The 13335-nt window shown below is 28.8% G+C and carries 12 protein-coding genes; 2 read left to right on the top strand and 10 right to left on the bottom strand.

From position 1 onward, the window contains the following. Positions 1-160: 160 nt before the first annotated feature. The 7 genes from B3Z56_RS02370 to B3Z56_RS02340 all read right to left on the bottom strand — a co-directional run bounded on the left by B3Z56_RS02370 (position 161) and on the right by B3Z56_RS02340 (position 8433). Positions 161-1426 (bottom strand): hypothetical protein, encoded by a 1266-nt coding sequence (locus B3Z56_RS02370; RefSeq protein ID WP_346878161.1) that lies wholly within the window; start codon positions 1424-1426, stop codon positions 161-163. Continuing rightward, positions 1426-2553, bottom strand: a complete 1128-nt coding sequence (locus tag B3Z56_RS02365; RefSeq protein ID WP_346878160.1) for a DUF58 domain-containing protein — start codon at positions 2551-2553, stop codon at positions 1426-1428. Before B3Z56_RS02365 ends, B3Z56_RS02370 begins: the two co-directional genes overlap by 1 nt. A 9-nt stretch (positions 2554-2562) precedes the next feature. Continuing rightward, entirely contained in the window at positions 2563-3513 is a 951-nt protein-coding gene (locus B3Z56_RS02360; RefSeq protein WP_346847690.1) for a MoxR family ATPase, read from the bottom strand. A 318-nt stretch (positions 3514-3831) separates the two neighbouring features. Then, positions 3832-4173: a single-stranded DNA-binding protein gene (locus B3Z56_RS02355; protein ID WP_035132193.1), complete on the bottom strand. Its 342-nt coding sequence runs from the start codon at positions 4171-4173 to the stop codon at positions 3832-3834. A gap of 151 nt (positions 4174-4324) precedes the next feature. Beyond that, positions 4325-6364 carry a PAS domain-containing sensor histidine kinase gene (locus B3Z56_RS02350; protein ID WP_346847691.1) on the bottom strand — a complete coding sequence of 680 codons (2040 nt, stop codon included), beginning with the start codon at positions 6362-6364 and terminating at the stop codon, positions 4325-4327. Between the two features lie 233 nt (positions 6365-6597). After that, positions 6598-7473 carry a UTP--glucose-1-phosphate uridylyltransferase GalU gene (gene galU, locus B3Z56_RS02345; RefSeq protein ID WP_346847692.1) on the bottom strand — a complete coding sequence of 292 codons (876 nt, stop codon included), beginning with the start codon at positions 7471-7473 and terminating at the stop codon, positions 6598-6600. Positions 7474-7605: 132 nt separating this feature from the next. Continuing rightward, on the bottom strand, positions 7606-8433 hold the full coding sequence (locus tag B3Z56_RS02340; RefSeq protein ID WP_346847693.1) for a YihY/virulence factor BrkB family protein: 828 nt from the start codon (positions 8431-8433) through the stop codon (positions 7606-7608). Positions 8434-8720: 287 nt separating this feature from the next. On the opposite strand from B3Z56_RS02340, the gene B3Z56_RS02335 reads away from it, so the two are divergent. Both B3Z56_RS02335 and B3Z56_RS02330 read left to right on the top strand, forming a co-directional pair. Next, positions 8721-9518, top strand: coding sequence for a nitrilase-related carbon-nitrogen hydrolase (locus tag B3Z56_RS02335; protein WP_346847694.1), 798 nt, complete (start codon positions 8721-8723; stop codon positions 9516-9518). A gap of 83 nt (positions 9519-9601) precedes the next feature. Then, the gene (locus tag B3Z56_RS02330; RefSeq protein ID WP_084178217.1) at positions 9602-9772 is read left to right on the top strand and encodes an HTH domain-containing protein; all 171 of its coding nucleotides are present in this window, start codon (positions 9602-9604) and stop codon (positions 9770-9772) included. Between the two features lie 144 nt (positions 9773-9916). Here B3Z56_RS02330 and B3Z56_RS02325 read toward each other — a convergent pair whose 3' ends face one another. Genes B3Z56_RS02325 through B3Z56_RS02315 form a run of 3 tightly spaced genes read right to left on the bottom strand, consistent with a single transcriptional unit; the run spans position 9917 to position 12987 of the window. Then, positions 9917-10909 carry a hypothetical protein gene (locus B3Z56_RS02325; RefSeq protein WP_346878159.1) on the bottom strand — a complete coding sequence of 331 codons (993 nt, stop codon included), beginning with the start codon at positions 10907-10909 and terminating at the stop codon, positions 9917-9919. Positions 10910-10927: 18 nt separating this feature from the next. Beyond that, complete coding sequence (locus tag B3Z56_RS02320) at positions 10928-11956, bottom strand: M42 family peptidase (protein ID WP_346847696.1); 1029 nt, start codon at positions 11954-11956, stop codon at positions 10928-10930. After that, positions 11947-12987, bottom strand: a complete 1041-nt coding sequence (locus B3Z56_RS02315) for a M20/M25/M40 family metallo-hydrolase (protein WP_346876649.1) — start codon at positions 12985-12987, stop codon at positions 11947-11949. Before B3Z56_RS02315 ends, B3Z56_RS02320 begins: the two co-directional genes overlap by 10 nt. Between the last annotated feature and the right edge of the window lie 348 nt (positions 12988-13335).

Below are 13335 nucleotides of genomic sequence, written 5' to 3'. Positions count from 1 at the left end.
CAACAATAATATATTCCCCCTCAAAATTTACACCTTATTTCACAAAATTACTTATTCTTTACAGTTATACAAAACTATTTGTTATTGTTAATATATCAGTGGATAAAATGTTAATATTATGTGAGTTTTCTTGTCTTTTATTGTAGATTAATTTTTCTTGTCACTTTTTTATGTTTTTATTGATGTTATCCACATATTTTTCCACTTTTTGTTCATAAGACTTGTTTATAATATGTGTAGAAAACTTTGCTTCATTATACATATTAGTAACTTCATCAACTTCCATACAGTTATCCACTTTTATCTTAACAATATTACCAAGTTGTCTTGGAGTCATATATGTCTTAAAAATCTCTTTTTTATTTGCAACTTCTACAAACTCACTATACTTATATAAAACTTCTTCCCTAGGGGTACCCTTCTTTCTAAATATTTTTTTGATTTTATCTATAACTTTTTTATAACCAGGATCCTTTTGCTCAATCTCTTCAATTATTTCAGTATAACCATCATCTCTATTAAAATTAGTACCTTTTATTATTTTTCTTATGATACTACTTACAATTAATATTAATATTATTGTAACTATAACCTTCATTATAAATATAAATGTGGGACTTGCTGTTACCATTTCTGGCGTTAATCCTTTTATATTTGGGGGATTTTTACTACCTGAATCTATTCTTCCAAATATATCTTCTAAAGCTCCTCGTCTTTCAGTAAATAATTTTTGTAAAGCATTAAAAACCCAAGTCATTGGAATCCCAATAATTTTTACTATTACATCTATTATAAATTCAGTTATAAATTCAATTCCTCTATACAAAATTGAAACTACCTTCACAAATATATTATAAAAAAACTCCTGTGTAGTTAATAATGCCAATGAAATTAGAGATATATTTATAATTTTATTCACTTTTGAACTTTTTATATTATAACAATATCCCATAGTCTCTCTCATAGTTATAACCATCAAAATCAGATATATAACTATACCTCTAAATATGATTTCTGCATAAATAGGCCTGAACATACTACAGATAATTGATGCTATGAAAATATAAGAAATTCCATTTATAAAAATATTTTTATATCTATCATAATTTATATTTTCATTAGTTTCTCTAAGTAAAACAGCACTGATTAATGCTACAAATATTATATCTACAATGGCAATTACTATTTCTTGACTAAATATTTCGTAAACAATAATTGGGATTAAAGAAACCCCAATACAAATCTCTACCTTCTTACCTTTTCTTAGTAAATATTTGCTAGTTAATATAGATATCATCATTAAAATGAAAATAGAAAATTTCATATCCTTAGAAAATATAAGAGCTGTTACTATCATCCAAACAACAGATGTTAGCATACTAAATGTTATATCATAATAAAGCCTAACTTGTTCAGACCAACTCATTACTTCATCTCCCCCTTATATGAAATTTTATCAATTCCTTTGATATTTTTAATTTTGTTTTCTCTAGAAACATCTATAATCTTTATTTTATAGCCATTTGCCACTAGAATATTTAAAATCCTAATATCTTTTTCATTTAAATAAGTAGTAATTAATACATAGGTACAACTTTTATCAAAATAAGGCATTCTACTCTTTAAGTATTCATTAAGTTCATATTTTACAGCAAGATATATTCTAGTACAAAACTCCAATATACTATTAAAACTTCCTACCTTCGGCTCAATCTCATTTACAGAATTTTCATTACAGTAAATCAAATGTGCATTACTCCAAATACCTGTTGGGATACTTTCTTTAGATGCTTTTGCAGCTAATGCAACTGCAATATCTATAGATGTTTCTATAATATCTTCATCTATATAATTACAACAAGGATCTCCACATTGTGTATTAAGGATTATAACCATCTGTTGTTCTGAAGTATAATCATAGTCCTTAACCATAAGCTTATCTGCCTTTAATGAAGTTTTCCAATGAATATCCTTCATTCTATCTTCAACGTTATACTCTCTTACTCCTTTTATATATAAAGGATCCTTATGTATCCATCTCCTTACTGTATTATCTCCTAAAAAATTTGTCACATCAAATCTAAAGCTTCCTATTGATTTTACCTTAGGATAAATTAAAACTTCAATATAATCATTCTGCTCTCTACTTTTAATATTTAGTCCCAACATATCCCCTATAAAAATATTCATGCACTTTATTATGTAAGCTCCTCTTTTTTTTCCTACTAAAGTATAAGTTCTACTTTTTCTTTGAAATTTACCCATTACATACTTGCATATGTGCCAATTATCATTTCCATATTTGTAAGTAGAGACTTCGCCAACAAATCTTAATTCAACAGGTATTCTTTCTTCCACCACCAAGAATAGAACGGGCATTCTTTTATTGTTTTCTACTTTCATAGTTATTGTAAATTCTTCGCCCACAGTTACCCTATCTGGTTTTATTTCCCTATACACCTTTAAGTTTTCATACCCTTTTTCAGTAATAAAACTCATTATATTTACCAGTATAATTACAATTGCTGCAAAAACAAATATTTGAAGTATCATAATACACCTCTATTGCCTATCTATTGGAGTTTCTATAGTTGCGAGAATCTTTTGTATAACTCTTTCACTCTTCTCACTGCCACTATTTATTTCGCTTTTCAAGATAATTCTATGACTCATTATAGGTATTGCAAGCTCTTTAACATCTTCAAGAATCACATAATCTCTTTCTCTAATAGCAGCTAATGCTTGACAACCTTTCATAAGATTTAATGTAGCTCTAGGACTACATCCCAACTCTATTTCACTGTTAGTTCTAGTAGCATTGACTAAATCTACTATGTATCTTCTTATTTCATCACTAACATAAACTTTATTATAATTCTCTTGAACATAGTTTATTTCTTCTATAGTTATAGCAGACTCTAGGGAGTCTAATGGATCTTTTCCTATAAACCTATCCATCATTTTTATTTCTTCATCATAGCTTGGATACCCCATAGATAATCTCATAAAAAATCTATCTAATTGAGCTTCCGGTAACGGGAATGTACCAAATTGTTCTACTGGATTTTGAGTGGCTATAACAAAGAATGGCCTCTTTAACTTTATCGTATTTCCTTCTACTGTTATCTGTCTCTCTTCCATACACTCAAGTAAAGCAGATTGTGTTCTTGGCGTAGCTCTATTTATTTCGTCAGCTAAAACAATTTGACTTAGAAGCGGTCCTTCTCTGAATTCAAATTCTTTTGATTGTTGATTATAAAAATATATTCCTGTTAAGTCCGAAGGTAATAAGTCTGGTGTAAATTGAATTCTTTTAAAGCTACAATTCATAGTTTTTGACAATGTTTTGCACAGTTTAGTTTTCCCAAGTCCTGGAACATCTTCTAATAATACATGACCAGAAGTTATAAATGACACTATTATTTTATCAATTATATGCTCTTTACCAATTATAACTTTAGATATGTTTTCCATTGCTTTCTCTCTAAATACTTTAAATTTTTCAAGCTCCATAATAAACCCCTCTACCCTTATATTTTGTTTAACTATAATCTATATTTTATACCTGAAATTTACCATTTTTAAATAAGATTAAAGTTTTGCCTTATGAATTTATTATACTCTTAATATGCCTATTATCCAAATATTTTTAATATACTAACCTGTGACTTTTTAATAAATAAATATTTTTTTACTTATTATTAATTAATTTAAAAAAGCCTACTCTATTGTGATATTACAATAGAATAGGCTTTACTGATTAAAAATATTGTTTAGATTGTTATACACATATATGCGATTTACTAAAATAACAATTTAAGTCATGTAGATTTAACCAATTTCTTCTTTAGGTTTCTTAGTATTCATGAACTGAAATTCATCTGCTATAACTTCTGATATGTACTTTTTCTGTCCATCTTCACCTTCATAATGCCTACTTTGAAGTCTACCAGTTACACTAATAACACTTCCTTTAATTAGATATTCATTAACAATTTCTGCTTTCTTTCCTCTTAGTACTACTGGAATGAAATCTACATGTTTTTCTCCCGATGCAGTTTTATAAGGTCTATCTACAGCCAAAACCAATCTAGTAAAAACCTTACTACTATCTTCAAAAACTTTAATTTCAGGGTCTCGTGTCAATCTACCAACTAAAACTATTCTATTCATCATATACCTCCAAAAAAACATATCATTTTTTGTAATTTTACCCATGAATATATTTTTTAAACATATTATTAAAAATATCTTAACCATTCTTTTAATGTATGAAAAATAAAATGCTATTGGAACAACTATTCCAATAGCATTTTAAATATTCTTATCTATATATATCTGAAAACTCAATTTTTATTCTTTCTAAATTATATTTATCAGCATGATATAGATTTGTTGAACAAAATTGATTTTTAGAAAGAATGTTTGGAAGTTCTACAATAAATTCACTTCCTCCATTAACAATACTTTTTACATATGTCTTTCCACCATGATTTTCAACTATAGATTTTACTAGGGATAATCCTATTCCACTCCCCTCGTGAGATCTGGTAAATAGATCCTCGCCTTGCACAAATCTATCAAATATCTTTTCCTGAAGTTCTTCTGGAATACCAATTCCATTATCCTTCACTGAAATTTGAACCTTGTCCCCTAAATCATGAATAGACACCATAATAGTTCCGTCATCCTTAGAAAATTTAACTGCATTTGATAATAGGTTTAATATTATTCTTTCTATATTTTCTCTATCAATTCCTATAATTTTTTCTTCAATATCAGTATCGAATATTAAAGTCATACCTTTACTTTCCACATACTCTACTGCAGCCATAGTTATATCCTCTACTATAGCTACTATATCATAATTACCAAAATTCATTTTTAAGTTACCTACATCAATTCTAGTAACATCTATTAAGTTATTTATTAGTCTTAATAACCTATAGCTATTTACTTTCATTAAATCTAGATATCTATCCAATTGTTCATCATTTTTATCTTTATAATTGTATTGCAATACTTGTACAGTACTTAATATTATATTCAATGGTGTTTTTAGTTCATGGGACATATTAGATATAAATTCAGTTTTTAACTTATCATATTTTATAGCTTGTTCCAATTTAACTTTATTTAATTGAGCTTTTTTGCGTTCTGTAACTTCTTGAATTAAAAATACTACAGATCTTCCATAACTAAAATTTATTCCGAAACTTGCAATCTCAGCATCTATTAGTGCTCCATATTCCCTTCTCACTTTAACTTCCTTAAATTCTGTAGATTTTCCTCTAAATTGAGCATCAAAATACATTTCTTTAACTACATCTTTATATTCTTCATCTACTATATCTATATAGGATAAATTTTTTAATTCATCTATCCCGTTAAGTCCTAAAATATTAACTAAAGCCTCATTACCTATTTCAAGCTTACCATCAGAATATATAACCATACCAAAGGGTAAAAGTTTAAGAAGCTCAACATAATTATCCCTATTGCTTATTACTGCTTCCTCTACTTTTATTCTTCTTGTTATATCCCTAATTAAAAATATAGAATATATATCATTATCATTCACAAAACACATGGGTGTAACTTCACAATAAACAATGCTCCCATCTTCTCTAATAAACTTTCTTTCTACTATGTTCAAACTAGAATTATATTTAGAATACTGTTTTTTCAAAAATTCATCATTATATTGTATAGAATCTAACTTAATTATTTCAAAAATACTTTTACCTAAAAAGGTATCACTTTTTGGGTCTCCAATTATATCCATAGCAACTTTATTTATATAACTAATTCTATTTTCCTTTTCTATTACAATTCCAGTGGTACTATTAGCAAAAATAGCTTTATAAAAATTTATATTTAAGTCTATTTCTTTTGTTGAGATGAAGGCTTCATCCTCGTCTTTATCTACTACAATATATTTAAATTCTTCATGCTCCTCTAATTTGCTATTGTCTTTATTGATAACTTCTGATTTAAAATGGAGATTATTACTTACTATATTTTTCAACAACATTAAGGTGCCTTCACTATTACCAACTTTTATACTTCTAAAAACTAATTCTATTTCTATTTCTTTATATATTCTTGTATCTATACTTGCACGAATTCTCTCACTTCTATCATTTTTTATAAAATCCTTTACATCAAAGACACCACTCTTCAACGTAGAGAACTTTATCATTGTGTTTATATCCAACTCTTCAATTGAATCAATACTTTGAACTCCTAAAAATTCTAACGCTCCTTCATTGCAGTATTTAATTTCATTATTACTATCTATAACTATAATAGGTTCCGAAATGTTGTTGTAAAACTCCAAATCTTCCTTATTCTTAAACTCCATTATTTATCCTCCAATTTTAACGTTACTCAATGTACCACTTAATCATTTTACACTAAAATTAATACTTTTTTTACTACATTTTTCTACTATTATTCTACATTTTTTTCTTGACAGGTTAATGAGAATAAGTCTCCGTACCTCTTCTGAGTAAAAATAATAAAATTTGATATATAAAATAAAAACTGATATATATCATTGGGATTATATACCAGTTTTTATGCTCTATTATTAAATTATATATGCTTTAAATTAAATTTTTCTTCCAAAATTTTTTTAAAGTTATCTTGTAAATCTTGTCTTTTTAAAGCAAATTCCACTGTAGCTTCTAAAAATCCTAATTTATCACCTACATCGTATCTTCTACCTTCAAAAATATAAGCATGCATACTTTCCTTTTCCATTAGAGTTTTTAAACCATCAGTTAATTGTATTTCATTTCCTTTTCCTGGTTTAGTATCTTCTAGTATGTCAAATATTTCAGGAGTTATAATATATCTACCTAAAATAGCAACATTAGATGGCGCTTCTTCAACCTTTGGCTTTTCCACTAAATCCTTAACTACATACTCTCTATCATTAATTTTATCGCCTTTTACAATTCCATATTTACTTACATTTTCTTTGGCTACTTCTTGAACTCCTAAAATTGAAGTACCATGTTTATCATAAGCATCCATTAATTGCTTTAAACAAGGAACTTCACTATCTACTATGTCATCTCCTAGCATAACTGCAAAGGGTTCGTCTCCAACAAAAGCTTTAGCACAACTTATGGCATGGCCTAACCCCTTTGGATTCTTTTGCCTAATATAATGGATATTAGCCATATTAGTTGACTTATGGACTAACTCTAAAAGTTCCTTCTTCCCATCTCTCTCAAGATTCATTTCTAGTTCTACAGCTCTATCAAAATGATCTTCTATAGCTTTTTTATTTCTACCTGTTATTATAAGTATTTCTTCTATACCTGAAGCCACAGCCTCTTCTACTATATACTCTATAGTAGGTCTATCTACAATAGGAATCATCTCTTTAGGCACCGCTTTTGTAGCTGGCAAGAATCTAGTTCCTAAACCTGCTGCTGGAATTATAGCCTTTCTAACCTTCATCTCATACCCTCCATTACTATTGACCTTATATAATATTCTACATCATTGTCATTCTTCTTCATTATCTTAACACAATATTACAAATAATTAAACTAAACATTCTCATAAGTGTTAATATTAAACATGAATTTATTATATTTTGAAGCTATTTTCTTTATCATACATTAATAGTGCATTCAGTTCTCCCCCTAATAAAATTGTAGTAGATGTTATTTGTAACCAAACCATCAAAACAATAACCACTCCTATGCTTCCGTAAATATCAGTATATTTCCCATAGTTGTTTACATAAAACGCAAACCCCATTGATAAAATTATCCAAGCAATACTTGTGAATATAGCCCCTGGCAAGGCCTCTCTACATTTTATTCGTCTTGAAGGTATAAGCTTATATATGGCTGTAAATATAACTATCATACCTGCAAAACCAATTGGGTACCTTAAATATCGTATAAAATAAAATAACTTAATATCAAGGTCTAACCATTGAACTAATTCTAAACTTATCATCTCTCCAAATACTAAAAAACCTAGTACAAATATTATCATAAAAGATATCACTATCATAAATAAAACGGAGAGTATTATTAACTTTATCTTATTTTTATCTTCCTCTTCATTATATGCTCTGTTTAACCCGTATCTTATGGCTCTAAAAGCTCTAGATGCTGTATAAAGGGAGAACATTAATGAAAAAGATAATAAATTTCCATTTCTAGTTTGTAACAATTGAAGGGCTAAAGTAGATACTAAATTATATAATTCCTCGGGCATTATATTTTGTAAACTTCCAATCACTTCTATGGGATCTACGTTTATAAATCCAACTAGAGTTAGTAATAAAATCAAAAATGGGAAAAATGAAAACAGCATATCAAAAGCTAACTGTGAAGCTAATGAAGATATATGATGGTTCTTATATCTCAATGCCATTTTCACTGTGTTTTCAGTTATTTTCATAGGCAATACCCCTACCTTTTACATTATTCTATTGTCTATATATTATAATATTGACCTATTATCTAGGAAGTATATAGACAGTATTAAGAATTTATAAACTCAATTAAAAATTGACCTATTATTGGAGCTAAGTTTCCTTTAATTATACCACTTTCTTTAACATAATTAAACAAATCACCCTTCATATAATTTAGTATTAACTTTCTTATAAAATAATAAATTTCTTAGGATTATTATGAATAATAACTTTAAAATATATTATAATTAGTAATATAAGGGGTGATATTGTGAAAATTGGACTGGTACAGAATAATATTTTATGGGAAAATAAGCAATTTAACTTATCAGCAAGCAAAGAATTTTTTAAAAAAGCTAAAGAGCTAAAAATAGACTTACTTTTATTTCCTGAACTATCCTTTACTGGGTTTACAATGAACATAGAAAAATTAAAAGAATTTGATTTTTCTACGTTTTCCTACATTTCTAGTTTATGCAAAGGTTATTGCATTAATGCAGGAATTGGTTATATTCAGGGTATTACTAATGATATAAAAGGTAAAAATAATTATACAATAATATCTTCTAATGGAAATATTCTATGTAACTACTCTAAAATACATCCTTTCTCCTATGGTGAAGAAAGTAAATACTACATTGGTGGTGAGGAAATATGCTTTGCACAAATTGATGAAATAACCCTTTCACCTTTTATATGCTATGACTTAAGATTCCCTGAAATCTTTCAAATAGCTTCAAAAAAATGTGACTTAATTACTGTAGCTGCTAATTGGCCTGAAAGTAGAAAAGAACACTGGATAACCTTGCTTAGAAGTAGAGCTATTGAAAATCAATGCTATATTGCTGGAGTTAATAGGATTGGTATTGGTAATAATATAAACTATAGTGGAAATTCTTTAATTATAGACCCTTTAGGTAAAATTATAGGTAGCACAGAGGAAGGTGTGGAGGATATTCTCATAGCAGACATAGATAGATCTTTAGTCAGTAGAGTCAGAAATTCTTTTAAAGTAAAGGAGGACAGACGAGAATTACTTTATAATAAATTACAAACTGATAACAGATAAAATATAATATTGTTGATATTTTTATTAAAATATTATATAATAAATATTATTAAATAACTATAATTATTAAAAGAGGTGTTAACATGGTAGATAAAGTTTTAGAAGTACTGAAAAATTCATCTGAGCCATTAAAAGCTGGAGAAATTGCTGAAAAGGCTGGTATTGACAAAAAAGAGGTAGATAAAGCTATAAAATCACTTAAAGCAGAGGATAAAATAGAATCTCCAAAAAGATGCTATTACGCTGCAAAATAGTTACTACCTTATAATTTAAAACAAATTAATCCTAAACTAAATTGAGCCTTCACTCATATTCTTAAAGTGAAGGCTCTAATATTTATTATTTTTTTGTATATTCTCTAAAAGTTATGTCTATAGGTCTATTTAAATAACCTTATATTATAATGTAGTATAATTATAAATAACTTCTATTCCTTCTTCTATATCTTTATAATTAACCATTTCCATATTTGTATCCTTATATCTTACAGGATAAACTAAGGTTCCAGTCTTAACTCCTACTCCCTCTTTATGGATTGTTTTACCATCACCTTGAGTTTCACCAAAGATATAATGTGGTTTTTTATCCATTTTTTCATAAACTTTTTCCAATTGTTCTTTCACTTCATGATGCATTAACAAAGTTTTATCCATGAACTTTATTCCTGTACCCTTTCCTAAAGAAAACTTTCCACTTCCCCCTAATGTATCTCCAGCATTTTCTCCATCTACAACTAAAGCATACATAGGATTTATTTCATAAGCAGCTGCTCTTGCTCCTCTTCCTCCTAAAGTGTTTTGAGTCGAAAATACAAAATATATTTCCTTATCTAACTTCTCTAATGATTCTTTATTCTCTATAAGTTTCTCTATAGATTTTAGTGACATATAACAGCCTACTCTATTATCTAAAGCTGGTGCAATTATATTCTTTTCTTCCTCTATAACATTAGATGTAATAATACATACATCTCCTTCTCTTACTAGTTCTAAAGCCTCTTCTATACTTTCTACTCCTAAATCTATATACATGTCATCTATTTTAGGACTATCTTTAGTTCCGCAAATTCTTCCTGAATTTCCGTTTTCAAATTCTACCATATTATTCACAAAGGCAGCTTCATCAAATTCTCCTACTTTTCCAATTCTCAAGAAACCATTATCTTCAATATACATAACTATAAATCCCATGGTATCCATATGAGAAGAAATCATAATTCTCTTTTCTTCCTCTCCATTACTTCTACCTATTTTAGCTATAACATTTCCCATGTTATCTACCTTATTTTCAACTTCTAGTGAATTTAATTGCTCAACAATTACACTTCTAACTTCTTCCTCATGTCCACTAACTCCAAATGCTCCTACTAAATCTTCAAATAATTTATTCATCACAAATACCTCCAAAATCTATAGTGTTTTTAAGTATTCTACTAATAATTTAACTGTGTTCTTTATGTCTTCCTTTGATGCTACTGAAACTGAAGAATGGATATATCTACATGGAACTGAAATAGTAGCAATCTTTGCCCCAGATCCTGTGCCATGGAAAGTAGCTGCATCATTTCCTCCAGCTATAGCTTTTCTTCTTTGATATGGAATATTTAAATTATTCCCTACTTCCATAATATCATCAGCCACATCAACATCGAATATACTAGTTAAATCCATTATTGATATAGCTGGTCCTCTTCCAACTTCAGTAGCTCTTAAGTGCTTAGGAACACTTGGCATATCTGCACATATTGTACCCTCTAAAGCAATTCCTAAATCTCCCTTTAAATTTAAAGACGAAATGAAAGCGCCTCTTTCTCCAACTTCTTCTTGAACTGCAAACACTCCATATAGGTCTACATCATAATTTTCCTTTAATGCCTCCATAAGTACAAAACATCCTACTCTATCATCAAAGGCCTTTCCCTTTACAAGCCCTTCTCCAAATTCATCATACTCTGTATCAAAAACTACATACTCCCCTAGATCTATAAGCTCCTCACTTTGTTTTCTAGACCTAGCTCCTATATCAATACAGCAATCACTATAATTTAGACCCTTTTCTCTCTCCTCTGCTCCTTGAAGGTGAATTGGTTTTGCTCCAATAACTCCTGGTATTTTATTAGGCCCTATAAGTACAGTCTTAGAAGGTATTATCTTAGCATTTATCCCTCCTAAAGCACTAAATCTTAAGCTTCCATCCTCATTGTAGCCAGTTATTATAAAACCTACCTCATCCATATGAGCATCAACTATTACTTTTTTTCCTTTACCCTTTTTATGAACAATAATATTTCCTATTCTATCTGTAAAAATCTCATCTACATAAGGGGTAACCTGTTCTTTAATAAAGCCCCTTACTTCTCCCTCAAATCCTGAAGGACCACTTAAAGAAGTCAATTTATCTAAAATACCGTTCTTTTGAAGAATCTCATCTAAAAACATACTAATTCCTCCAATTCTTCACCCTTTATACTCTCTATTAACTTTGCCATCATATATCCTGTGTTTTTTATATCATCCATATTTACAGTTTCCACTGAAGTATGCATGTATTTTATAGGAATTGATATAAGAAGTGTAGCAACCCCTTCACCAGCTACTTGAATATCCCAAGCATCTGTTCCTGTATTTCCGGCTTCCACTTCTAATTGAAATGGAATATTATATTCTTTGCAAACCTTCATAAGATGCTTTCTAACCTTAGGATGAATATTAGGACCTATACAGATTACTCCACCCTTACCTAGTTCAGTATCACCATGTTCAAGACCATACATTCCACAATCGAAGGTAACATCTACAGCAATACCTATATCTGGATTAATTCTATTAGTAGCAGTTTTAGCACCTCTATGACCTACTTCCTCTTGAGCAGAACATACAAAATAAACATCCATATCATGTTCTATATTTTTAAGTTCCTTAGCACATCTATATAAGGCTACAACTCCACCTCTATCATCAACAGTTTTAACACTTACATTATTATTTAAAAGTTCTTTATAGTTTCCTTTAACAGTAACATAATCTCCTGGTTTAACTATGTTCTCTAAAGACTCCTTAGAATATCCTGTATCAATCAATAAAGAATCTATAGTTACTGCTTTTTTTCGATCTTCATCCTTCATTAAGTGAGGTGGCTTAATTCCTATAATACCGTGAATAGCTTCTTTTCCATGGATTATAACCTCTTTAGAAACTAAAGTCTTAGGATCAATACCATTACCTTTAAATGCTAAAAATCCATTTTCTTTTACCTCTGTTATAATCATAAATACTTCATCCAGGTGAGCCATAAGCATGATTTTACCTTTGCCCTTACCCTTCTTATGAATAATTATATTATTTAAATTATCCCTAGTAACTTGTCCAAATTCCGAAAATACCTCTGTCACATAATCTCCAAGCCAGTGTTCTCTTCCACTAGGGCCATGAGACATACAAAGTGTTTTTAGTAACTCTTTATCCTCCATAATCATAAGACTCCCCTTCTAATTACAAAATACATTTAATGATAATAAAAGTATACCTTAGCTGTTAAGTATTTACAACAATACTACTAAGGCATCTGAAAATAAATAACAAGTCAAAGATGGGAAGTATATTTTGAGTTAGACAAGGAAACAGGTTCCGTAGATAGTAGCACTATCTACGGGTTCTGTTGACGCAGTATAACACAAAATAAACGAGCATTCTGACTTATTTATTTTTTGAATATGCCTTAAGTAAAAATACTTCTTAACTTATATTTATAGTAAATCTTGAACCTAATAATATACTTTGCTATTCTATTATTAAATCATATTACAATTATTATAGGG

Origin of the sequence: Clostridium sp. UBA7791, from assembly GCF_002480755.1 — a bacterium.
Classification (GTDB): Bacteria; Bacillota; Clostridia; order Clostridiales; family Clostridiaceae; genus Clostridium_J; species Clostridium_J sulfidigenes.
This window is presented reverse-complemented; position numbering and strand designations above follow the sequence as displayed.

What these genes read in the sequence shown, in the direction of transcription:
- B3Z56_RS02360 (WP_346847690.1), bottom strand. Translation starts at nt 3,513, where the DNA reads ATGGAGCTTGAAAAATTTAAAGTATTTAGAGAGAAAGCAATGGAAAAC.
- B3Z56_RS02325 (WP_346878159.1), bottom strand. Translation starts at nt 10,909, where the DNA reads ATGAATAAATTATTTGAAGATTTAGTAGGAGCATTTGGAGTTAGTGGA.
- B3Z56_RS02320 (WP_346847696.1), bottom strand. Translation starts at nt 11,956, where the DNA reads ATGTTTTTAGATGAGATTCTTCAAAAGAACGGTATTTTAGATAAATTG.
- galU (WP_346847692.1), bottom strand. Translation starts at nt 7,473, where the DNA reads ATGAAGGTTAGAAAGGCTATAATTCCAGCAGCAGGTTTAGGAACTAGA.
- B3Z56_RS02330 (WP_084178217.1), top strand. Translation starts at nt 9,602, where the DNA reads ATGGTAGATAAAGTTTTAGAAGTACTGAAAAATTCATCTGAGCCATTA.
- B3Z56_RS02355 (WP_035132193.1), bottom strand. Translation starts at nt 4,173, where the DNA reads ATGAATAGAATAGTTTTAGTTGGTAGATTGACACGAGACCCTGAAATT.
- B3Z56_RS02365 (WP_346878160.1), bottom strand. Translation starts at nt 2,553, where the DNA reads ATGATACTTCAAATATTTGTTTTTGCAGCAATTGTAATTATACTGGTA.
- B3Z56_RS02315 (WP_346876649.1), bottom strand. Translation starts at nt 12,987, where the DNA reads ATGGAGGATAAAGAGTTACTAAAAACACTTTGTATGTCTCATGGCCCT.
- B3Z56_RS02350 (WP_346847691.1), bottom strand. Translation starts at nt 6,364, where the DNA reads ATGGAGTTTAAGAATAAGGAAGATTTGGAGTTTTACAACAACATTTCG.
- B3Z56_RS02340 (WP_346847693.1), bottom strand. Translation starts at nt 8,433, where the DNA reads ATGAAAATAACTGAAAACACAGTGAAAATGGCATTGAGATATAAGAAC.
- B3Z56_RS02370 (WP_346878161.1), bottom strand. Translation starts at nt 1,426, where the DNA reads ATGAGTTGGTCTGAACAAGTTAGGCTTTATTATGATATAACATTTAGT.